The following is a 21,540-nucleotide window of genomic DNA, read 5'->3' as shown; positions in this document are numbered from 1 at the left end:
CCCGACCCCATAGGGTGAGCGTGTTCGCCCACAAGCCCCGGCTCTGGAGCGCCTTTGTCGACAGAGAACGCAGCGGTCGGCACGGACGGCCCAGCCCGTCCGCCGGACGCGCGTGCTCGGCTCGAGGGCGAGCTGATGGCCGAGGCGATGGCGCTGATCACGACGGCGTACGACAACCTCGACGGGCTGCTGGAGCGGGCCGACGCGCTGGCGGAGCGGGCCGCCGAGTGCGGGTTCGAGCGAATCCGGGCCCTCGGCCGGCTGGGCCGGGCGGAGATGCTCAGCCGTACCGGGCACGTGAACGACGGGCTGAGCATCGTCCAGGACATGCTGCGCTGGGCCGACTCGACGGGCGACCTGCTGGTCACGGCCCGCGGGCACGCTTTGCTGTCGACCGGGCTGCACCGGCTCGGCGCGTGGGCGGAGTCGCTGCCGCACGCGCAGGCCTCGGTGCGGCTGCTCGACGACTCCGCGCCGCTGGCGATGCAGGCCGACCATGCGCTGATCCTGGCCATGTTGACCAACTGCCAGCGCTTCGAGGGCACCGTCACGCCGGCGTTGTTCGACCGGGCCGACGAGCTGGCGCGGGCGTTGGGCGACCCGGTGATGGTCATCGCCAACCTCAACAACCTCGCCTATACGTTGTACGAGACGGGGGACATTCCGGCAGCGTTCGCGGCGGTCGAACGTCTCCGGGCGGTGGCGGTCGCGAACGGACTGCAGCTGAACGCCGCCGTGGTCGACACGGTCGCCGCGGTGCTCCTGGAGCGCGGGCAGGCGGCCGAGGCGGAACGCCTGATCAGGGAGGCGGTGGCCCGGCGTGTCAACTACACCGACGCCGGCTCGGACGTCGCGGCCCTGCTCACCTACGCGGAGCTCAAGCTACGCGCCGGCGACCACGTGGCGGCCCTGCGCGCGGCGGAACGCAGCCGGAAGCTGGCCACGGACGCCGGCCTGGGCAGGCACGCGGCCATGGCGCTGCGGAAGCTCGCCGCGATCCACGCGGCGACCGGCGACCACCGCACCGCGTACGAAGACATGGTCGACTTCCACACCGAGTGGGAGCGGGTCCGTTCCGCCGACGGCGACGCGGTCGCGTCGGTGATGCGCGCCCTGTTCGATTTCGAGCAGGTCCGCCGGGAGGGCCAGCGCTATCGCGAGCTGGCCGAGCGCGACCCGCTGACCGGGCTGTGGAACCGGCGGTACCTGGAAGGCCGCCTCGCCGTCCTGCTCGACGACGGCCCGGCCGGCCCGCGGTTCGTCCTGTGCCTGCTCGATCTCGACCACTTCAAGCAGGTGAACGACCGGTATACGCACGACGCGGGCGACGCCGTGCTCCGGGTCGTGGCCGGGATTCTGGAACAGGCCTGCGGACCGGAGTCGTTCGCCGCGCGGCTCGGCGGCGAGGAGTTCGTCGTCGTGCTCGTGAACTCGTCGAAGGCGGCCGCGATCGCCAAATGCGAGCAGATGCGCCGTACGATCGCCGGCCAGCCGTGGCCGGAGCACGGCGTACGGATGCCCGTCACCGCCAGCATCGGGGTCACCGTCGCGCTCCCCGGCGACACCCTGTCCACCCTGCTACGACGCGCCGACAAGCACCTCTACCAGGCAAAACGGGCCGGACGTAACCAGGTCGGCGCCTCCTCGTGACGGCCGCCGGACACGCTCGGCCGGCGGGAGCGCTCCCACCGGCCGCACGCGTTTGTCAGGACAGGAAGCCGCCGTACGGCCCGCTCAGGATGGAGTTCTTCTGGGCCTGGCTGAAGTGGGTGTTCGGATAGTCGTACAGGCTCGCCGACATCGGCGTGCCGTCGGTCGACGTGGAGTCCGGCAGGCCGAAGGCGTGGCCCAGCTCGTGCACCATGCCGCCGTACCACCGGTTCATCGGCCCGTTGATGCCGGCCGCGCCGTCCGCGTCGTGGCCGCTGAGCGTGACCCAGCCGACGCTCGCGCCGCCGCCCGACTGGTTCGTCTCCTCGGCGCTGATCTCGCCGACGCACAGCCACCGGCTGTCCGGGTTGCTGATGCCGAACCGGCGCAACAACTCCTGGTGCATGTTGCCGACCACGCACCAGTAGTGGTCGCTGCCAGTGCAGTTCGTGGTGATGTACCAGTTCCGGTCGTGCTCGCCGTCGACCACCTCGACGACGGTGTTGTTCAGCGTGAAGGTCCTACCCAGCTCCTGCTTGTAGTACTTCTGGGCCTCGCGCATCACGGCGGCGATGCCGTCCGGATACCTTTGGTCGTACGCCACGTCGGTGGGCTTGAGCCAGAACACCCGGACCGTCCTGGACGGCGGGGGACCGCTGGTCGGCGACGTGGTCGGCGCGGTGGTGGGTGGCGTCGTCGGTGACGTGGTGGGCGGCGTGGTCGGGCCACTCGTCGCGACGCCGCCGGTGCAGGCCACCCCGTTCAGCGTGAAGCTGGTGGGCGCCGGGTTCGAGCCGGTCCACGCGCCGTTGAAACCGAAGCTGGCGGTGCCGTTGGTCGCGATCGTGCCGTTGTAGCCGACATTGACCGCGGTGACCGCGGAGCCCGATTGGGTCACGGTGGCGTTCCACGCCTGGGTCACCGTCTGGCCCGCGCCGTACGACCAGCGCAGCGTCCACGAGGTGAGCTGATCGCCGAGGTTGGTGATCGCCACGTTCGCGCCGAAGCCGCCCTGCCACTGCGAACTGATCGTGTAGGACACCTGGCAGCCGGCCGTGGCGGCGTTCGCCGTCAGCGTCGTCGCCGCCAGCGCGGTGGCGAGGCCGGCCGCCAGCCCGAAGGCCGAGGCGCGTACCACGGTTCGTCGCATTGTCATCCCTCCCTGTCTCGCCGAAACATTTCGGAGTAGCTGTCGTCTCTGTCCGCGGGACCATACCAGCAAGGGAGCGAGATCGCATCGACATCTTTGCATGAATACCGAAAAGGCTTTCGAAACCTCAGGTACGGCGTGCTGTGATCCACGCGGCGAGCTGGGCGCGGTTGGTGAACCCCAGCTTGGTCATGCCGTTCTGCACGTGCGACTCGGCGGTACGGGTCGAGACGACCAGGCGGGCGGCGATCTCCGCGTTGGTGAGCCCGTCGCCGACCAGCTCGGCGACCTCCCGCTCGCGGCGGGTCAGCGGGTCGCGGGAGTCCGGCGGGCGGCGCTCGGCGACCGCGTACGCGACGAGCCCGTCGAGATCCATGGCGAGCCCCTGGCCGACGGCCGCGTCGTACCCGGCCGCGCCGAGCAACTCCCGCACTCGCCGCTCCACCTGCTGATACTCACCGGAGTGGAACGCCGAACCGAACGCCTGCAGCCCGTACGAATGCCGCAGGTTCTCCGCGGCACCGAGCAGCCGGGCGGCCCGCTCGCCGTCGCCCAGGTCGGCGTGCGCGCCGGCCAGCGGCTCCAGGCACATGATCAGGCCGACGATGTCGTGGAACTGGTGCTTGGTCGCGATCGCGGTGGTCAGGTTCCGCACCGCGCCGGCCGGATCGTGCTTGCCGCGCAGGGCCAGGCCCACGAAGTGGTGCACGTACGATCGTTGCCACTGCTCGCCGAGGCTCTCGCACAGCCGCCGGCACTTCGGCGCGAGCCGAGCGCGGCGTCGAGGTCGCCGCGCATCACCAGCGTCACGCCGAGCATCGGCAGGGTGCGCAGCCGGCCCACGTCGATCCGATCGAGGCCGCCGTAGTAGTCCTCGCACTCCCGCAACAGGTCAATGGCCGGGTCGAGGTCGCCCCGAATCGCGTGGATCATCCCCCGGACCTCGGTGGCGCAGATCGTCAGCCGCCGGTCGCCGGCCTCCACCGCCTCGGCGTGGCACTGCCTCGCCAGCGTCTCGGCGATGCCCAGGTCGTTCATGCTGCCCGCGACGAACGCGCAGGCCCACAGCGCCCACCGGCGAGCCCGGCCCACGCCGCCGAGCGCGACCGCCCGGTCGAGGTAGTAACGGCCCTCGCGCAGGAAGCCGCAGGCGATCCAGAAGAACCACAGGCGCGCCGCCAGGTCCTGCGCCGCGCCCGCCTGGTCCGGTTCGCGCAGGCAGTACTCCATCGCCAGCTGCAGGTTCGCGTGCTCGCGGGTCAGCGTGCGGGCCCAGCTCAGCTGCTCGGGCCCGGTCCAGGCGGCCTCCGCGCGGGCGGCCATCGCCGCGTAGTGGTCGCGGTGGCGCCGGGCGATCAGCCCATGGTCGGGTTCCTCGGCCAGCCGGCGGCCGCCGTACTCCCGCAGCGTCTCCAGCATCCGATAGCGGCCGGCGGACTCGTCGCCGAGCAGGACGGACTTGTGCCGCAGCGATTCGAGCACGTCGCCGAGGTAGTCCGGGGCGGTCTCCCCGCCGTCGCAGACCCGCGCCACGGATTCGATGTCGAAGCCGCCGGCGAAAACCGACAACCGTGCCCACAGCCGCCGCTCGGCCCGGGTGCACAACTCGTAGCTCCAGTCGATGCAGCCGCGCAGGGTCTGCTGCCGGTCGGGCACCAGGCGGCTGCCGCGGGTGAGCAGGGCCAGCCGGTCGGTCAGGCGGTCGCGGATCTGCCCGGGGCTGAGCACCCGTAGCCAGGTGGCCGCCAGCTCCACGGCCAGCGGCAGGCCCTCCACCAGGTGACAGATCTCCACCACGGCGGCCTGGTTGACCTCGGTGACCTCGAAGCCCGGCAGCAGGGTCGCGGCCCGCTCGGTGAACAGCGCCACGGCGTCCGAGCGCAGCAGCTCGGCCCGGTCGACCGGGCGGGACGGGTCCGGGGTGGGCAGCGGCGGCAGCTCCACGACGGTCTCCGCGCCGATGCCCAGCGGCTCCCGGCTGGTGGCCAGCACGCGCAGGCCGGCGGCGGAGCTCAGCAGCCGGTCGGCGAGCTTGGCGACCGCGTCCACCAGGTGCTCGCAGTTGTCCAGCAGGAGCAGCACCCGCCGGCCGCGAAGGTACTCGGCCAGCACCTCGGCGGCCGCCCGGCCGGGCTGCTCCACCAGGCCGAGCGTGCCGGCGACGGTCAGGGCCAGCAGCGACTGGTCGCGGAGCCGATCCAGCTGGACCAGCCACACCCCGCCGGGGAAGCTCCGGTGCAGCTGCCGCGCGACGCGCAGCGCGAGCCGCGTCTTGCCGACCCCGCCCACCCCGGTCACCGTCACCAGCCGGGCAGCCGGCAGCAGCCGCTTGACCTCGGCCACGTCGTGGCGGCGGCCGACGAAGCTGGTCAGCTCCGTAGGCAGGTTGCCGATCTCGCTGGACGCCATCCGGTAACTGTGCGACTACCGGGTCACCATCCGCTCGGCGGGGCGCTCGGTGCGGCGCGCGGGCAGGCCGGCGGCGACCGCCACCAGGCCGATGACCGCGACCACGGCCAGGTAGACGCCGGGCGCGAGCGGGGAGGAGGTCGCCGCCACGAGCCAGGTCGACACGTACGGGGCGGTGCTGCCGAACAGCGTGATCCCGACGTTGAAGGCCACCGCCAGGGCGGTGAACCGGATCGGCACCGGGAACAGCGTGAGGGCCAGCACGCTGCCGACCGTGTAGGTGGCGCCGATGAAGATCGCCCAGATGCCCTGGCCGACCAGCGCCCCGGTCAGCGTGTGCGACCCGGTGATCAGCAGGAACCCCGGCACGACGGTGACCGCGATGCCGGCCATGATCGCGATGGCCACCCGGCGCAGCGGGAACCGGTCGACCAGGTACCCGCCGGCCAGGGTGGAGACCGCCTGCAGCAGGATGGCGACCAGGTTCGCGGTGAACGCGTCGGAGGCGGACAGCCCGGCGACCGCGATGAGGTAGCTGGGCAGGAAGCCGGCCAGCAGGAAGCCGCCCACCGCGGAGGCGGCGGTCCAGCCGGCCAGCACGAGCATCCCGCGCTTCGCGGTGGTGAGCGCGCGGGACAGCGGGGCGCGGCCCTGCCGGGCCATCTCGCCGAGCGCGGCGAACGCCGGGCTGTCCAGCAGCCGGGTCCGCAGGTAGAGCCCGACCAGGCCGATCGGCGCCGCGGCCAGGAACGCCACCCGCCACCCCCAGCCGGCCAGGTCCGCCGGCGCCAGCGAGCGGGCCAGCACCAGCCCGGCCACGGCCGCGGTGGCCCCGCCGAGATTGCCGGCCACGTTGTTGAGCGCGACGTTGCGCCCCTCCCGGCCGGCCGGCGCGTACTCCATCAGCAGCAGCTGGGCGCCGGGAATCTCGGCGCTGACCGACAACCCCTGCAGGATCCGGCAGGCCAGCAGCAGGGCCGGGGCGAGCACACCGGCCTTCCCGTACGTGGGCAGCAGCCCGAACGTCATCGTGGCCACCGTCATCATCAGCAGCGAGGCGGCCAGCGCGGACCGGCGCCCGACCCGGTCACCCAGATGCCCGAAGATCACCGCGCCGATCGGGTTGACCAGGAAGCCGATCGCGAAGATCGCGAAGGTGGCGAGCAGCGCGGCCGTCCGGTCCTTCGCGGGGAAGAACTGGCCGGCCAGCACGGTCGCGAAATACCCGTACAGCACGGCGTCATAGATCTCGATGAAGCTGCCGATGCTCGCGGCGGCCAGCACCTTGCGGTAACTACCCGTCCGTACCGGCAGAACAGCGTGATCCATTGATGCTCGCCTCCTCGTCATGTGGCCGTGGCAGCGCGGTCCACGCTAGGGCCGGACCGGCGAACCGGCCCTCGCTGTCACCCGATCAGCGGACCACGATCGGGGTCGATCTGGTTCTCCGGAGTGAGGCGCTCGAAGCCGGGCGGGGCCGATACTGACTCTCGTGGGCGAGCGGCGGGAACGCGTCTTCGACGTGGGCGTCGCGGTCGTGTGCTACCTCGCGACGGTGGCGCTGCCGGTGAAGGCGATGGCGACCGCCGACTGGTCACTGTTCGCGCTGGCGGCGCTGGCCTCCGGGCCGCTGGTCTGGCGCCGGCGCCACCCGTTGCCGGTGGCGGCGGCGGTCGGGGCGGGCACGCTGGGACTCGCGGCGACCGGGATACAAAACCACATTCCGCTTCCGTACGGGCAACTCGTCGCCACCTACACGGTGGCGATGGTCGCGCCCCCGGTCTGGCGGGTGATCGCCGCGGCCACCACCGGCGCCGGCCTGGCGGTGGCCGTGCTCGTGCTGCTCGGCCAGCGGCCCTCCGTGCTGGCCACCGCGGCGCTGCCGTTCGTCGTCGCCTACGCCACCGGCGCCGCCATGGGCGCCCGGCGCGACCGGATAACCCTGCTGGAGCAGCGCGCCGCCGAGGAGACGGAGGCGGTCGCCGTACGGGAACGGGAACGCATCGCGCGCGAGATCCACGACATCGTGGCGCACTCGGTCACGCTCATGGTCGTCCAGGCGGAGTCGGGCGCCGTGCTGGCCGGCGACCGCGACCGGGCCCAGGCGGCGTTCGAGACGATCTCGGCCACCGGGCGGGAGGCGGTCGCGCAGCTCGACCGGGCGCTCGGCGTGCTCCGTGCCGACGAACCGTCCCGCCGGCCGGCGCCGGGGCTGGGGGAGCTGCCGGCGCTGGTGGCGCGGACCCGCTCGGCCGGCCTCGACGCGAGCCTGGTCGTCCGCGGTCTCCCGGTCCCGGTGCCGGGCGATCTGGCCGCGGCGGTCTACCGGATCATTCAGGAGGCGCTGACGAACACCGTCAAGCACGCGCGAGCCGGCCGGGTCACGGTGGCGCTGGAGTGGCGGGACGAGGAGCTGGCGGTCGACGTCCGCGACGACGGCCGGCGGCCGGATCCGCGCGCGGCCGCTCCGGCACGGCTGCTCCTTCGACCGCGGGGGACGGCAGCCGGCGACCGGGGGCGCGGCCTGGCCGGGATGCGGGAGCGGATCCGCGCCTTCGGCGGCACGCTGCAAGCCGGGCCGGATGACCACGGGCCGGCCGCCATCGCGCTCGTCGCCGCCGGCACTCTCCTGCTGCTCGCGTTCTTCACCCGATCGGTGCTTCTGCCGGTCAAGGCCGTGCTGACCAACCTGCTCAGCATCGGCGCCGCCCTGGGCGCGGTCGTGTTCGTCTTCGCCGACGGTCATCTCGCCGGTTGGCTGGGTACCGAGGGTGTGGGCGCCGTCCACCTGAGCGTCCCGGTGCTCGTCGGCGCGATCGCGTTCGCGCTCTCCGTCGACTACGAGATGTTCCTGCTTTCCCGCATCCGGGAGCACTGGCTGGCCGGCGCCGGCACCTCCGAGGCGGTCGCGACCGGCCTGCAACACACCGGCCGCATCATCACCTCGGCGGCGCTGCTGCTCGCGGTCGTCTTCGCCGGCTTCCTCACCGCCGGCTTCGCCCCGGTCAAGGCGATCGGCCTCGGCCTGGTTCTCGCCGTCACGCTCGACGCCACCGTCGTACGGCTGCTGCTCGTGCCCGCCACCATGACCCTGCTCGGCCGCTGGAACTGGTGGATCCCGGGGAAGGAGGGCCGCCGCGGCCCGCTGAGCCGGCCGGAGGGCGGCCGGCCGGACGTCGAAGCGGGCCACGGCGGTGTCTGATAGGCGTCCCTCAGCCCCAGGTCATCTCGCCCTTGGCGACCTTGGCGCCGATCTGCGCGGCGATCCGCATGCCGTAGCCGGGATAGCGCCCGACCAGCGCCTCGGTCACCGCCGCGCCGTCGTCCGCCTTGGCCAGCTCCTGCTCGAAGGCGACCAGGTACTCGCGGGTGTTGGCGATGGCCGTGGCGTCGGCGGGGCCGTCCGGCAGGCGGTGCCCGGGCACGACCAGCTCCGGGTCGAGGGCCGCCATCTGGTCGAGCTGACCGATCCAGGCGGCCCGCTCCTCGGGGGTCGGGGTGTCGGCGACCCACACGTGCTCGTGCTGGAAGAGCAGCACGCCGCCGAGGACGGCCCGGTGCTCCGGCTGCCACAGGTACTGCCGGTCGGGCCCGCCGCGCAGCTCGAAGCCGTGGCCCTCCAGCGTGAGGTCGCCGGTCAGCGGCCGGAGGTCGACGAGCCGGGTGGGCAGGTTCGGGCCGAGCGCGGCCCAGGCCTTGAGCTTCCCCTCGTACGAATGCTGAATGTGCTCGATGGTGTGCGGCGTCGCCACGAAGACCGCGTCGGGGAAGGCGTCGGCCACCACCTCGGCGCCGAAGTAGAAGTCGGGGTCGCCGTGGCTGATCACCACGGTGGTCAGCCGCTTGCCGGCGTCGAGGACGGCGGCGACCAGGCGGTGGCCGTCGGCCCGGGTGAAGCCGGCGTCGACCAGCAGCGCGTCGTGCTCGCCGGTGACCAGGGTGGCGGTCTTGTTCTTGCTGCCGGCGGGGAAGTCGAGGTCGAGGACGGTGAAGTCGAGCGTGCTCATCGGGGCTCCTCGCGGGTCAGGAAAGGCGGCGGATGACCTCGTCGGCCGTGGCGTTGCCGCTGGCGAGCACGGTGATCCGGTCGTCCGTCACGGCGAGCAGCGTCGGGAAGCCGGTCACGCCGAGGGTCGCGGAGCGGGCGAAGTCGGCCTGGGCGGTGGCCGCGGCCTCGGGCGCCAGGAAGGCGGCGACGACGGCGTCGCCGTCCAGCCCGGCCGCCTCGGCGACGGCCCGGTAGGTGTCCGCGTCGGAGAGGCTGCGGCCGTCGACGTAGAAGGCGTGCTGCAGCGCGGCGGCCAGCTCCGCGGCGCGCTCGGGGGCGGCCTGGCGCAGCGCCGCGAAGCCGCGGGCGGCGGCCTCGGAGTCCATCACGAACGAGCCGTCGGCGATCAGGCGCTGGTAGGCGTCGCCGAACTCGGCACCGGTCAGTTTGGTGATCTGGGCGTTGGCGCCCTGGACGTAGCCGAACCGCCGGATGGGCACCCGGCGGGGCCCGGTGAACAGGCCGCCGGAGACCACCTCGATCGGCAGGTCGGGCCGGCGGCCGGCGACCTCCAGCAGCGTACGGGCGAATCCGTGGGACCAGCCGCAGTAGGCGTCGAACACGTAGACGAGCTTCATCGGGACCTCGCTTTCACCTGACGGAACAATATCTGAGAAGTCAGGTATTTCCGCGTCCCGTGTGATCGAGGTCCCAGCGATCAGCGCAGGCGAGGCAGCGCGTCCCGCGCCGAGTGGCTGAGAATCCGCAGGTCCTCGGCGAAACGGTCGAGGTCCTCCGGCGGCAGCGGCTCGACGAAGTACCGCCGGATGTTCTCCACGTGCAGCCGCGCCGTCCGTACGACCATCTCTTCGCCTTGGGTCGTGAGCCGCACCAGCCGGGCCCGCCGGTCCGCCGGGTCGCCGGTCCGCTCGACCAGGCCCGCCGCCGCCATCCGGTCGATGAGCCGGGTCACCCCGCCGGTGGTGAGCACCTGTTCCTGCGCGATGGCGCCCATCGACAGGCCGGGCTCACCGGCCCGGCCCAGGATCAGCAGCACCTCGAACACGAGATGGGTGATCCCGCACTCGGCCTCGATCGCCCGCCCCAGGATGTGCTCCAACCGGTTGGCCGCACCCAGCAACCGGCCGAAGGCCAGCACCAGATCGTCGTTCGCCGCCTCCCGCGCCGTCGAAACGCCCACAGCCCGCCGCTCCCTCATCGCCCGACATCAACAGCACCGATCATGGCGCGCCGCGCGGAGAATGCTCGATCCGGGCGGCCCGTCGTCTCAGCGTGGCTGTTCCCGCTGATCCGCGCTCGCGGCCCAGCTGGCCAGCAGCCGCAGCGTGTCGTGCGCCGGAGTGCCGGCCTCGGCGCTGTAGGCGGTCAGGGTCAGGCCCGGGTCGGCGGGCAGGGGCATGGCCTCGAAGGCGAGGTCGAGCCGGCCCACCACGGGGTGCCGGAAGCTCTTGACGCCGTTCTGGTGCAGCCGCACGTTGTGCGCCGCCCAGCGGGTCCGGAAGTCGTCGCTGCGGGTGGCGAGCTCGCCGACCAGGTCGCTCAGGGCCTTGTTGTACGGGTCGCGGCCGGCCTCCGTGCGCAGCAGGTAGACGGTGGTGTCGGCGGAGTCGCTCCAGTGCGGGTAGAACTCTTCGGCGGCCGGGTCGAGGAAGCAGAATCGGGCCAGGTTGACCGGTTGTCCGGGGGCGGCGAAGGCGGGGGAGTAGAGGGCCCGCCCCAGCGGGTTGCTCGCGAGGATGTCGAGCCGGCCGTTGCGGACGAACGCGGGGGCGTCGGTCATCGCGTCCAGCAGGCTGCGCACGCCGGGCCGGATCTGCTGCCGGGCGGGGCGCCGCCGGGCTCGGGGGCTGGTGCTGGCGGCGCGGGCGAGGTCGTACAGGTGGGATCGTTCGGCCTCGTCGAGTCGCAGGGCGCGGGCGATGGCGTCCAGGACGCTGTCGGAGACGCCGGACAGGTTCCCGCGTTCGAGGCGGATGTAGTAGTCGGGGCTGACCCCGGCGAGCAGGGCGACCTCGGCGCGGCGCAGGCCGGCGACGCGGCGGGTGCCGCCGTAGGTGGGCAGGCCGGCCTGCTCGGGGGTGATCCGGGCGCGCCGGGAGGCCAGGAACTCGCGCACGTCGCCCTGGGTGTCCATGCTGGCCACGGTACGGCGGCGGCGGGCCGGCATGGGGGTCCTGTCATTACCTGCCATGGCAAACCCTCCCGCTGATGCGTACGGGAGGGTTCGATGGGTCTTGGTTTCGGTCCTACCGGCGAGGAGCAAAACATGGAGAAGCTGCCCGTACGCCCGACGGTGAAGACGCCGGCGCAGACGTTCATCGGCGATGTCTACCTGACGCCGATCTACACCGGCAGCGGGCCGTCGCGGATGATCGTGGCGCTCGTCCGGTTCACCCCGGGGTCCCGCACCAACTGGCACTCGCACGCGGTCGGGCAGACCCTGCACGTCACCGAGGGCGTCGGCCTGGTCGGTACCCGCGACGGATCCGTGCTGCGCATCCACGCCGGCGAGACGGTGGTCTGCCCACCGGACGAGGACCACTGGCACGGCGCGGCCGCCGACACCTTCATGAGCCACCTCGCCATGCTCGAAGCCAAGCCCGACGGCGGCGATCCGACCACGTGGCTCGAACCCGTCACCGCCGAGCAGTACGAGAGGGCGAACCTGCGCTGAGCTCCGTCCTGGGGAGCGCGGGGCGAGCCGGCGGCTCGCCCCCGGACGGGGCGGGACGGGTTACCGGGTGGGTGCCGGTCCCGTGCTGGAGCGCAGGGAGATCGGCGGGGTGAGCAGCAGGTGCCGGGGCGGGGAGTCCGGCGTGGCGATGCGTTCCAGGAGCAGGTCGACGGCGTGCGCGCCCATCTCGGTCGGCACGTCGGCGGCGGTCAGGGGTGGGCGGAAGTCCTCGGCCCAGTGCCGGGCGGCGACGCCGGCGATGGACAGGTCGGCCGGGATCGCGAGGCCGGCCCGTTCCGCCGCGCGCTGGATGCCGGGCAGGGCGGCCTCGTTGATGGTGGCGATCGCGGTGACCTCGGGGTGGTCCGCGCGCAGCTGTTCGAAGCAGGTCTCGCCGCTCGGCGCGTCGTCGGCGCAGCACAGGTCGACGCCGGTCAGCCCGCGCTGGGTGACGGCCTCGGTGAAGCCGGCCAGGGCGCGCTGGGCGGGGCCGTACCCGGCGGCGACCAGCTCGGTGGAGCGGTTGATCAGGGCCAGGCGGCGGTGGCCGAGGTCGGCCAGGTGGTGCACGCAGCGGGCGATCAGGGCGGCGTAGTCGAGGTCGACCCAGCAGGTGCCGTGCGGGTGGGCGGTGTGGCCGATGGTGACGAACGGCAGGCCGGTCTGCTGCAGCCGGGTGACGCGCTCGTCCTCGAGGCGGATCTCCATGAGGATGACGCCGTCGACGCGGCGGCCGCTGACCACGCGCTCGAAGGAGCGGTCGTGGTCGCCGCCGGAGGGGGAGAGCAGCACGTCCAGGTCGGCGCGGGCGGCCGCCTCGACCACGCTGGCGACGAAGCCCAGCTGCATGTCGGTCAGGCGCAGGCTGGCGGGCGGGATGACCAGGCCGAGCGTACGGGTGCGGCCCTCCTTCAACGCGCGGGCCGCGGCGTTCGGGCGATAGTCCAGCTCGTCGATGACCGCCTGGATGCGCCGGCGGGTCTCCTCGGACACGGTGCGTTTCCCGCTGAGAGCGTACGAGACGGTGCTGCGGGACACCCCGGCCCGGCGGGCGATCTCGCCGATGTTCATCTCGGACTCCTCACGAATCGGTTCACCACGCAGATCAGCTTGACGTAGCGCCCGCTGCGGCTCTTCGCCGGGTCGAAGTAGGTGGCGAATCGGTTCGCTGCGCAGCGTAAAATCGATCACTGAACGATGTCAATGGTGTATCGCGACCGTGAAATCTGCCCCCTTGACCGGCTCGTGGGCGGGTCCTATCGTCCTGTCGAACCGATTCGTCGAACCGATTCTCTCCGGCACCGAGAGGCCAGATATGAAGACATCAGCTCGCAGGATGGGCGCCGCCCTGATCGCGGTCGCGATCGCCGGTGGCGTGGGCGCCTGCTCGCATTCCGACGACACTTCAACGGGCGGGACGTCGTCCAGCGGGGGCGGCACGTACGCCATCTGGGATCCGTACCCGCAGTTCGACGACAGCTCGGACTGGGTCAAGCTGCTGACCAAGTGCGGCACCGCGGCCGGTGTCACGGTCAAGCGCACCGGCTACGACACCACCGACCTCACCAACAAGGCGCTGCTCGCCGCCCAGCAGAACAACTCCCCGGACGTGCTGATCATCGACAACCCGGTGATCTCCACGCTCGCCGAGGCGGGCGCGCTCACGTCCACGGACGAGACCAAGCTCGACACCTCGGCGATGGCACCCAACCTGCTGGGCGCCGGCCAGACCGGGGGCAAGACGTACGGTGTGCCGATCGGCGCCAACACGCTGGCGCTCTACTACAACAAGGACCTGCTGACCAAGGCCGGCGTGGACGTCGCCTCGGTGAAGGACTGGCCGTCGCTGACCGCCGCACTGCAGAAGGTGAAGGCGAAGGGCAAGAAGGGCATCACGTTCTCGGCGATCGGCACCGAGGAGGGGTCGTTCCAGTTCCTGCCCTGGTACTGGGGGTCGGGCGCGCAGCTGACCGCGCTGGACTCGCCGCAGGCGGTCTCGGCGCTCACCCTGTGGACGGACTGGCTCAAGAAGGGCTACGCGCCCAACTCGGTCATCAACAACACGCAGACCACCAGTTGGCAGGAGTTCGCCAGCGGCGACTTCGCCTTCAGCGAAAACGGCACCTGGCAGCTGGCGAATGCCGAAAAACTAGGTTTCTCGTACGGGATCATCCCCGTCCCCGCCAGCGCGGGCGGCACCGCACCGGCGCCCACCGGCGGTGAGTTCGTCTCGATCCCGGTGCAGAGCAAGACCGACCGGTACGCGACCTCGGAGAAGCTGGTGTCCTGCTTGACGAGCCCGGACAACCTGCTGACCACGGACACCACGCTGTCGTACATCGCGCCGGTGGCAGCCGTCCAGGAGAAGCAGGTCGCCGCCAACCCGAAGCTGAAGGTCTGGGTCGACGCGGTCCAGGCCGCCAAGGGCCGCACCGGCGACAACCTGGGCACGAAGTACCCGAAGATCTCGGAGCCGCTCTGGACCGCGGTGCAGGCGGCGCTGTCGGGCAGCAAGTCACCGCAGGACGCGCTGAAGGCGGCGCAGTCCACGGCGGCCGCGGCCACCAAGTGACCGTGGCGCACGAGGTGGCATCTCGCGCCGAGGCGGCTCCGGCCGCCCCGGCGCGGGCCCCGCGTCGGAGATCCGGCCGGCGGACGGGATCCGGCCAGTGGGCGGCGTGGGGGTTCCTGCTCCCGGTCGTGGTCTACCTGCTTGCCTTCTATGCCTGGCCGCTCTACCGCAACCTCGACCTGAGCCTGCACAAGTACACGGTGCGGTCGTTCGTCCAGGGCGGGGCGCCGTTCAGCGGGCTGGACAACTACCAAGCCGTTGTCCAAAACCCGACCTTCTGGCCGGCGTTGCTGCACACGATCGTGTTCACCGGGGTGTCACTGCTGTTCCAGTTCACCATCGGCATGGCCCTGGCCGTCTTCTTCACCCAGCACTTCCGGCTCTCCGTCACCCTGCGTGCCTTGTTCCTGGTGCCCTGGCTGCTGCCGCTGATCGTCTCGGCCTCGACCTGGTCCTGGATGATGAACAGCGACTCCGGCGTCATCAACTCCCTGCTCAAAGCGGATGGCAACGCTTCTGGCGGGTCACCTTCCCGCTCCTACGGCCGGTCTCCGCCATCACCCTGCTGCTCGGGCTGGTCTACACCCTCAAGGTCTTCGACATCATCTGGGTCATGACCCGTGGCGGTCCCACGGACGCCTCCACCACATTTGCGACCTGGTCCTACCGGCTGAGCTTCGGCAACCTGCTGCCGCAGTTCGGCCCCGGGGCCGCCGTCGGCAACCTGCTCATCGTCATGGCACTGATCTTCGGGCTGCTCTATGTCCGTACGCAGCGGAGGTCTTTGTCATGAAAAACCGCGTCAAAACCGGGCTGGCCCTCCTGTTGACCGCGATCATGCTCTTCCCGGTCTACTGGATGATCAACGTGTCCTTCACCAGGGACACGGACATGCGGCACGATCCGCCCTATTTGTTCCCGGTGCACGGCACGCTCGAGGGCTATCGGGCGGTGCTGCACCAGCAACTGCCCTATCTCGGGACAAGTCTGCTGGTCGGCCTCGGCACCGTGGCGCTGACTCTCGCCCTGACCGCTCCCGCCGGCTACGCCCTGGCGAAGTTGCGGCCGCGCGGCGGGGGACTGCTCAGCTTCGTGCTGCTGATGGCGCAGATGATTCCGGGGATCATCATGGCCATGGGGTTCTACGCCATCTACCTGCGGCTCGGCGTCCTGAACACCGCGCCCGGCCTGGTGCTGGCGGATTCCACGATCGCGGTTCCGTTCGGCGTGCTGATCTTCACCGCGTTCATGACCGGCATCCCGGACGAACTGATCAACGCCGCCCGCATCGACGGCGCCGGAACGGTCCGCACGTTCCGCTCGGTGGTGCTGCCGGTCAGCCGGAATGCCGTCGTCACCGTGTCGCTGTTCGCGTTTCTGTGGGCGTGGTCGGATTTCGTCTTCGCCACGACCCTCGACGGCGGCGGCACGCAGCAGCCCATCACCCTCGGCATCTACCACTACATCGGCAACAACAACCAGCAATGGAACGCCATCATGGCCACCGCCGTGATCGCCTCCATCCCCGCGACGCTGCTACTCATCCTGGCGCAGCGCTACGTGGCCGCCGGCATCACCGCCGGCGCCGTCAAGGACTGAGGAGCCCATGTTCTCCATCCAGGACATCCCGTTCAGCTACCGCGGATCCTGGCTCGACGTCTCCCCCGTGGTGGCCGAGGGCACGTATGCGGACGACCTCCACCTGGTGTCGCATCAGACAGGCATGCATCCGGTGTTCCGCTTCACGCCGTCGGTCGCGGACGGCCGCCGCTCCGGCAGCGCGCTGGATGCTGCCGCCGACGTGACGGTCGTCGCGACTCCGGCGCTGCTCACGTGGCGGCACGACGCCGGCCGGATCGAGCTCGCCTACGAGGGCCCGGACGCCATCCGAGTCCGTGGCAACGGTCTAGGTATGCGGATCGCGGCCGCCGCCACGACCCTCACCCCGTTCAGCGGCACGTACCTGTACCGCGACCCGGTCGACGGCTCGCACGTGTTCACCTGCTACGAGACCGGCCGCCGCTACCGCGTCACCGTGCTGTCCGGCAACGCCGACGACATCGCCGGCGTGGAAGCGCTCGGCACCGCCGACCGGCACCTCACCCTGCCGGCCGGGCGGCCGTGGGAGATCGCCATCGAGGAGTACGCGACGGCCCGCCGCCCGTACTCGTCGACCGCCACCTTCGACGAGATCCGGGCGGCCGCCGCCGCGACCTTCGCCGGGTTCGTCGAGACGGTCGCGCCGTGGCGCAGCCCGGAGACACCGGCCGCCGAGCTGGCCGCATATGTGTTGTGGTCCGCCACCGTGGATCCGGCCGGCTTCCTGAACCGCCCCGCGGTGCTGATGTCGAAGCATTGGATGGACAAGGTCTGGAGCTGGGACCACTGCTTCAACGCCATCGCGCTGGCGGCCGGCCAGCCCGAGCTCGCCTGGCACCAGTTCCACCTGCCGTTCGACCACCAGGACGAATCCGGCGCACTGCCCGACTCGGTCGCCCACTCGGAGGTCCTCTACAACTACGTCAAGCCGCCCATCCACGGCTGGGCGCTCCGCCACCTACGCGAACGCCTGCCGAAAAGGCCGGACCTGGCCGGGGCGGATGATCGGCTGGCGGCCGACGCGGGCGACCAGTTGATGGCTGGTGCGGGTGGTCGGCTGGCCGCTGGGGCCGGCGCGGGCGAGCGGCTGATGGCGGACACATACGAGCGGCTGGTGCGCTGGACGGAATTCTGGCTCACCTATCGGCGGGCGCCCGGGCACGAGCTGCCGCACTACCAGCACGGCAACGACAGCGGGTGGGACAACGCCACCACCTTCGACGGCCATCACGTCATCGAGACCGCTGACCTCGCCGTGTTTCTGATCCTGCAGCTGCGCCAGATCTCGGAGCTGGCCACCGAACTGCATCGTGGCGACGAGGCAGCCCGCTGGACCGCCGCCGCGGACCGGATCCGGTCCACGATGCTGGACGCCCTCTGGACGGACGACCGGTTTTCCGCCCGCGACGCGACCACCGGTGAATCGTGGGTCAGCAGCAGCCTGCTGGACCTCATGCCGATCGCGCTCGGTTCCGACCTGCCCGGCGACGTCAGCGCCGCGCTCGCGCGCCGCATCGAAACCCACCTGACCGCGCACGGCCTCGCCACCGAACATGTCGACTCGCCGGACTACGCCGCCGACGGCTATTGGCGCGGGCCGATCTGGGCGCCGTCCACGGTGCTGATCGAGGACGGGCTGCGCCGCGCCGGCCACACCGGCCTCGCCGACGAGATCAGCCACCGGTTCCGCGCGCTGTGCGAGAAGTCCGGCTTCGCCGAGAACTTCGACGCCGAGACCGGCACCGGCCTGCGGGACCGCGCCTACACCTGGACCGCCAGCAGCTACCTGATCCTCGCCGCCGCCCACGAACTCCGGTGCACGCAATCCTGAGGGGACCGGCCAGATGACACGAAAGGCAATCGCCGCGGCTGTCGCCGCTGCCCTGCTCGTCGCGCTGCCTGCCCCGGCGAAGGCGGCCGACACGAGCCGGCTGGTGCTGCATTACGACTTCGACGGCGACCTCTCCGACGGCGTCGTCAAGGACACCTCCGGCTCGGGTCTGGACGGCACCCTCGTCAACCCGGGCTCCGCCACGACGACGACCGGTGCGGACGGCTCGCGGGCGCTCCAGCTGCCCGGCGGCGGACCGGCCGACACCACCGCGCCGTACGTCTCGATCCCGAACGGACTCTTCCGGGGCCTGGCCGCCACCACGATCTCCACCTGGGTGAAGTGGGCCGGCGGCGACGACTTCCAATGGGTCTACTGCATCGGCAAGGACCTCGACACCGCCACCTTTGTCACCCCGTCCTACAGCGGGGTCGGCCGGACCCGCTCGTCGATCAAGCCGGTCAACGGCCAGTCCGAGGTCGGCGTCACCGCGACCCAGAAGCTGCCCACCGACCAGTGGATCAACCTCGTCACCACCATCGACGGCGAGACCATCAGCTACTACCTCAACGGCGCGAAGGTCGGCTCGACCGCCGCCATCCTGGACCTGGCCGCCACCATGTACTCCGCGGCCAACACCACGTCCGGGTTCCTGGGGAAGCCGTTCTGGGGCGGCCACCCGTTCTTTGCCGGCGCGCTGGACGACTTCCGGGTATATGACACCGCGTTCGACGACGCCCAGGTGGCCGCGCTCGCCGGGGACCACCTCGCGAAACTGACCGGCGTCAAGCAGACCACCTATGCCGTCACCACCACCGTGGGGACCGCGCCTAGCCTGCCCGCGGTGACCGCGACCTACTCCGACGGCATCGACCGGGAGCTGCCCGTCGCCTGGAACCCGGTCGACCCCGCCGCGTACGCACGCCGGCGTTCCTTTACGGTCACCGGGGTGACCTCCGGCATCACCGTGACCGCGAACGTCCATGTGGTCGGCGGCGGCGACCTGACGATCGACCTGGGCACTGACACCGGTCCCTTCCACGGGGGCGCGTCCGGCACGCTGTACGGCCTCTACGGTGATGGACTGCCGTCACGGAACCTCATCGAGGGCATGGGGCTGCGCACCGTCTCCACCAAGGCACAGGACGGACCACAGCATCCGGGCGCCGACGCGCTGGAGGTCGTCAAGCCGCTGGCGGACAGCACCGGCGGGGACGTGTACATCTACATGACCGACATCTACCGGGGCTTCCCCTACCAGTGGCCCGGTGACACGCCACAGGCGCGGCTCGACGACTTCAAGGCGAAAATCGCCAAGCAGGTGGACCAGGTCCGTACGCTGCCGGCCAAGTACCAGCAGCACATCGTCTTCGTGCCCTTCAACGAGCCCGAGGGCAACATGTTCGGCACCGGCGACTGGAGCTACAACAAGGTCAGCTGGCTCACCGACCCGGCCTACTACTTCCGGGCCTGGGACGACGTCTACCGCCTGATCAGGGGCAGGATGCCGGACGCGCGGATCGCCGGGCCGAACACCAGCGCCCTCTTCGACCAGGTCAAGGGCTTCCTGCAGCACACGGTCGCGGCCGGCACCGTGCCCGACGTGATGACCTGGCACGAGCTGAGCGATCCGGCGCGGATCCGCACCAGCGTCGCCCGTTACCGGTCCTGGGAGAACGACGTCCTCGGTGGGCGACACCTACCTATCAACATCAACGAGTACGCGTTCAACTACCACACCTCGGTGCCCGGCCAGATGATCCAGTGGGTGTCCGCCATCGAGGAGTCCAAGGTGGACGCGGACATCGCGTACTGGAACATCGACGGCAATCTCAGCGACTCGGCCGTGCAGGCCAACCGCGGCAACGGCCAGTGGTGGCTGCTGCACGCGTATTCCCAGATGAGCGGCCATACCGTGACCGTGACGCCGCAGTTCCCCGGTGTCAGCTACACCATGCAGGGCGTCGCCACCGTGGACAAGGCGAAGACGCAGGCGCGGGCGCTGATCGGCGGCGCCTCCGGCGACGGGCTGGTCACCTTCCGGAATGCCACCATGTTCGGCTCGACCGCGCACGTCCTGGTGCGGGAGATCCCGTGGACCGGGCAGATCGGCGATTCACCGCAGCCCGCCGTCGTCGCCGAGTTCGACCAGCGGGTCGCCAACGGCGCCGTCACCGTCGACTTCGGCGGCGCGCTGCCGAAACTCAGCGAGTCCTCGGCGTACGAGGTGATCCTGAGTCCCGGCCGCAACGCCACCTCGGCGCAGGTCCCGCCGAGGCTGTGGAGCGCGAGCTACGAGGCGGAGGACGCGACGCACACCGGCTCGCCCTACTTCCGCAACGGCCCCGAGGGCACGCCGGCCGACGTGTCGAAGTTCTACACCTCCGGCGCGTACGACATCGGTGGCCTGCGCACCGGCGCCGACCTCACGCTGAACTTCCCGGTGACGGTTCCGGCGACCGGCGTCTACGACCTCAGTGTCTTCGCCAACTCCCTGAACACCTTCGACGCCGTGGCCGAGCAGGGCCCCACCAACGTGTTCCTGCGCGTCGACGGCTCGGCCGAACAGGAACTGCATCTGCCGCTGGGCTACAAGTGGGTGGTCTGGGACCACGCCGACACCAAGGTCGCGCTCGCCAAGGGCGACCACGTGATCAGCCTGGCCGCGCGCAGCCTCGACGGCACCAAGGCCACCAAGGGCGACGCGATCGTCGACCGCATCACCCTCGCCCTGCCCAACCCGGCCGCGCGGCAATCCATATATGAGGCCGAGTACGCGACCCTGGCCGGTGCCCGCGTCGGCTACAGCCGCCGCGGCGTCTCCGGCTCCGGCCGGGTGGATCTCGCCCGTGGACAGTCCGCCACCTTCTGGGTGTACGCCGCCGACGAGGGCGAGCACACCCTGCTGCTCGACACCGCCGGGGGCAGCGGCCACGCAGCCCTGAGCGTGAACGGCCACCGGCTGGCCGACGTTCACAAATCGGCCGAGGCGAAGGTTTTCCTGTCCGGCGGCATCAACAAGGTGACGGTCACCGGGCTGTCCGGCAACCTCTATCTGGACCGGCTGTGCGTCTCGGCCACCGCGGGCACCCTGCGCACCGCCTGGTACGAGGCGGAGAACGCCACCCTTGCCGGCACCGCCACGGTCACCGCGTTCCCGCTCGCCAGTGGCGGTAAGGCAGTCACCGACGTAGGCGGCGCCCCCGGGAACGCCAACACACTGACGTTTGACGTCCAGGTGCGGGCCGCCGGCACATATGTGTTGACCGTCCGCTACTCGAACCCCGAACAGTCGCCTGCCTCGCATTACAACCCTGACCCGCTGGCCCGCCCGGCCGACATCTCGGTCAACGGGGGAGCGCCGCACCGGACGCTGTTCCCGCACACCTTCCACGCCGACAACTTCTGGAGCCTGACCATCCCGGTCGAGCTGAGGGCCGGGCACAACACCGTGCGGTTCTCGTCGGAGGAGTCGCCGGACTTCGACGGCACCACCTACATCAGCGACCGCTACTCCGAACCGCTGCGTTCCCGGTACGCGCCGATCATCGACCGGGTCGGTGTCACCCCGTATACCGGCGTCACGCCGTACGCAATGGACGCGAACGGTCAGTAAGCGTCGCCGGAATCCGTCGGCGCCCGCCTC

Annotated in this window: 18 protein-coding genes; 9 read left to right on the top strand and 9 right to left on the bottom strand. The window is 71.1% G+C overall.

What is annotated here, in order from left to right; all coding sequences use genetic code 11:
* The first annotated feature begins 54 nt into the window (after positions 1-54).
* Positions 55-1,650: a GGDEF domain-containing protein gene (locus tag IH26_RS0119585; protein ID WP_211268694.1), complete on the top strand. Its 1,596-nt coding sequence runs from the start codon at positions 55-57 to the stop codon at positions 1,648-1,650.
* A gap of 55 nt (positions 1,651-1,705) precedes the next feature.
* Here IH26_RS0119585 and IH26_RS64225 read toward each other — a convergent pair whose 3' ends face one another.
* The 4 genes from IH26_RS64225 to IH26_RS0119570 form a co-directional block, all read right to left on the bottom strand.
* On the bottom strand, positions 1,706-2,800 hold the full coding sequence (locus IH26_RS64225; protein WP_030437662.1) for a cellulose binding domain-containing protein: 1,095 nt from the start codon (positions 2,798-2,800) through the stop codon (positions 1,706-1,708).
* 127 nt (positions 2,801-2,927) lie between these two features.
* Positions 2,928-3,509, bottom strand: coding sequence for a helix-turn-helix transcriptional regulator (locus tag IH26_RS58015; protein ID WP_157437270.1), 582 nt, complete (start codon positions 3,507-3,509; stop codon positions 2,928-2,930).
* Positions 3,443-5,209: an ATP-binding protein gene (locus IH26_RS55960; RefSeq protein ID WP_084598929.1), complete on the bottom strand. Its 1,767-nt coding sequence runs from the start codon at positions 5,207-5,209 to the stop codon at positions 3,443-3,445. The genes IH26_RS58015 and IH26_RS55960 overlap by 67 nt, the downstream gene beginning before the upstream one ends.
* Before the next feature lie 15 nt (positions 5,210-5,224).
* Positions 5,225-6,538, bottom strand: a complete 1,314-nt coding sequence (locus tag IH26_RS0119570) for an MFS transporter (protein WP_051808294.1) — start codon at positions 6,536-6,538, stop codon at positions 5,225-5,227.
* Between the two features lie 163 nt (positions 6,539-6,701).
* Between IH26_RS0119570 and IH26_RS55955 the strand changes: the two genes are divergently transcribed.
* Positions 6,702-8,411, top strand: coding sequence for an MMPL family transporter (locus IH26_RS55955; protein WP_051808293.1), 1,710 nt, complete (start codon positions 6,702-6,704; stop codon positions 8,409-8,411).
* 10 nt (positions 8,412-8,421) lie between these two features.
* On the opposite strand, the gene IH26_RS0119560 is transcribed toward IH26_RS55955, so the two are convergent.
* The 4 genes from IH26_RS0119560 to IH26_RS0119545 all read right to left on the bottom strand — a co-directional run bounded on the left by IH26_RS0119560 (position 8,422) and on the right by IH26_RS0119545 (position 11,352).
* Positions 8,422-9,216, bottom strand: a complete 795-nt coding sequence (locus IH26_RS0119560) for an MBL fold metallo-hydrolase (protein WP_030437659.1) — start codon at positions 9,214-9,216, stop codon at positions 8,422-8,424.
* A gap of 16 nt (positions 9,217-9,232) precedes the next feature.
* On the bottom strand, positions 9,233-9,835 hold the full coding sequence (locus IH26_RS0119555; protein ID WP_030437658.1) for a DsbA family protein: 603 nt from the start codon (positions 9,833-9,835) through the stop codon (positions 9,233-9,235).
* A gap of 80 nt (positions 9,836-9,915) precedes the next feature.
* On the bottom strand, positions 9,916-10,398 hold the full coding sequence (locus IH26_RS0119550) for a MarR family winged helix-turn-helix transcriptional regulator (RefSeq protein WP_211268693.1): 483 nt from the start codon (positions 10,396-10,398) through the stop codon (positions 9,916-9,918).
* A gap of 87 nt (positions 10,399-10,485) precedes the next feature.
* A complete protein-coding gene (locus tag IH26_RS0119545; RefSeq protein WP_030437656.1) occupies positions 10,486-11,352 on the bottom strand; it encodes a helix-turn-helix transcriptional regulator in 867 nt (288 codons plus the stop codon).
* Between the two features lie 132 nt (positions 11,353-11,484).
* Between IH26_RS0119545 and IH26_RS0119540 the strand changes: the two genes are divergently transcribed.
* A complete protein-coding gene (locus IH26_RS0119540) occupies positions 11,485-11,892 on the top strand; it encodes a (R)-mandelonitrile lyase (RefSeq protein WP_030437655.1) in 408 nt (135 codons plus the stop codon).
* Between the two features lie 60 nt (positions 11,893-11,952).
* Here the strand turns inward: IH26_RS0119540 and IH26_RS0119535 are convergent, their stop codons facing one another.
* A complete protein-coding gene (locus tag IH26_RS0119535) occupies positions 11,953-12,963 on the bottom strand; it encodes a LacI family DNA-binding transcriptional regulator (RefSeq protein ID WP_030437654.1) in 1,011 nt (336 codons plus the stop codon).
* 265 nt (positions 12,964-13,228) lie between these two features.
* On the opposite strand from IH26_RS0119535, the gene IH26_RS0119530 reads away from it, so the two are divergent.
* From IH26_RS0119530 to IH26_RS0119510, 6 genes are read left to right on the top strand one after another with little or no spacing between them, the layout of a single operon-like run.
* Positions 13,229-14,464, top strand: a complete 1,236-nt coding sequence (locus IH26_RS0119530; RefSeq protein ID WP_245665312.1) for a sugar ABC transporter substrate-binding protein — start codon at positions 13,229-13,231, stop codon at positions 14,462-14,464.
* 2 nt (positions 14,465-14,466) lie between these two features.
* Positions 14,467-15,081, top strand: a complete 615-nt coding sequence (locus IH26_RS53690; protein WP_245665310.1) for a carbohydrate ABC transporter permease — start codon at positions 14,467-14,469, stop codon at positions 15,079-15,081.
* Positions 15,078-15,257 carry a hypothetical protein gene (locus tag IH26_RS62950; protein ID WP_245665309.1) on the top strand — a complete coding sequence of 60 codons (180 nt, stop codon included), beginning with the start codon at positions 15,078-15,080 and terminating at the stop codon, positions 15,255-15,257. Before IH26_RS53690 ends, IH26_RS62950 begins: the two co-directional genes overlap by 4 nt.
* A complete protein-coding gene (locus IH26_RS0119520; RefSeq protein WP_030437652.1) occupies positions 15,254-16,063 on the top strand; it encodes a carbohydrate ABC transporter permease in 810 nt (269 codons plus the stop codon). The genes IH26_RS62950 and IH26_RS0119520 overlap by 4 nt, the downstream gene beginning before the upstream one ends.
* Before the next feature lie 7 nt (positions 16,064-16,070).
* Positions 16,071-17,894 carry an amylo-alpha-1,6-glucosidase gene (locus IH26_RS62945; RefSeq protein WP_030437651.1) on the top strand — a complete coding sequence of 608 codons (1,824 nt, stop codon included), beginning with the start codon at positions 16,071-16,073 and terminating at the stop codon, positions 17,892-17,894.
* A gap of 13 nt (positions 17,895-17,907) precedes the next feature.
* Entirely contained in the window at positions 17,908-21,510 is a 3,603-nt protein-coding gene (locus IH26_RS0119510) for a LamG-like jellyroll fold domain-containing protein (protein ID WP_084598927.1), read from the top strand.
* The last annotated feature ends 30 nt before the right edge of the window (positions 21,511-21,540 follow it).

The sequence above is a fragment of the Actinoplanes subtropicus genome (assembly GCF_000721705.1).
GTDB classification, from domain to species: domain Bacteria; phylum Actinomycetota; class Actinomycetes; order Mycobacteriales; family Micromonosporaceae; genus Actinoplanes; species Actinoplanes subtropicus.
This window is presented reverse-complemented; position numbering and strand designations above follow the sequence as displayed.

Bases quoted from the DNA above. Each gene is read 5' to 3' on its own strand.
- IH26_RS0119545 (WP_030437656.1), bottom strand. From the start codon at position 11,352: ATGGACACCCAGGGCGACGTGCGCGAGTTCCTGGCCTCCCGGCGCGCC.
- IH26_RS0119535 (WP_030437654.1), bottom strand. From the start codon at position 12,963: ATGAACATCGGCGAGATCGCCCGCCGGGCCGGGGTGTCCCGCAGCACC.
- IH26_RS0119570 (WP_051808294.1), bottom strand. From the start codon at position 6,538: ATGGATCACGCTGTTCTGCCGGTACGGACGGGTAGTTACCGCAAGGTG.
- IH26_RS62945 (WP_030437651.1), top strand. From the start codon at position 16,071: ATGTTCTCCATCCAGGACATCCCGTTCAGCTACCGCGGATCCTGGCTC.
- IH26_RS62950 (WP_245665309.1), top strand. From the start codon at position 15,078: ATGACCCGTGGCGGTCCCACGGACGCCTCCACCACATTTGCGACCTGG.
- IH26_RS0119520 (WP_030437652.1), top strand. From the start codon at position 15,254: ATGAAAAACCGCGTCAAAACCGGGCTGGCCCTCCTGTTGACCGCGATC.
- IH26_RS0119540 (WP_030437655.1), top strand. From the start codon at position 11,485: ATGGAGAAGCTGCCCGTACGCCCGACGGTGAAGACGCCGGCGCAGACG.
- IH26_RS0119510 (WP_084598927.1), top strand. From the start codon at position 17,908: ATGACACGAAAGGCAATCGCCGCGGCTGTCGCCGCTGCCCTGCTCGTC.
- IH26_RS0119555 (WP_030437658.1), bottom strand. From the start codon at position 9,835: ATGAAGCTCGTCTACGTGTTCGACGCCTACTGCGGCTGGTCCCACGGA.
- IH26_RS0119530 (WP_245665312.1), top strand. From the start codon at position 13,229: ATGGGCGCCGCCCTGATCGCGGTCGCGATCGCCGGTGGCGTGGGCGCC.
- IH26_RS55960 (WP_084598929.1), bottom strand. From the start codon at position 5,209: ATGGCGTCCAGCGAGATCGGCAACCTGCCTACGGAGCTGACCAGCTTC.
- IH26_RS0119560 (WP_030437659.1), bottom strand. From the start codon at position 9,216: ATGAGCACGCTCGACTTCACCGTCCTCGACCTCGACTTCCCCGCCGGC.
- IH26_RS64225 (WP_030437662.1), bottom strand. From the start codon at position 2,800: ATGCGACGAACCGTGGTACGCGCCTCGGCCTTCGGGCTGGCGGCCGGC.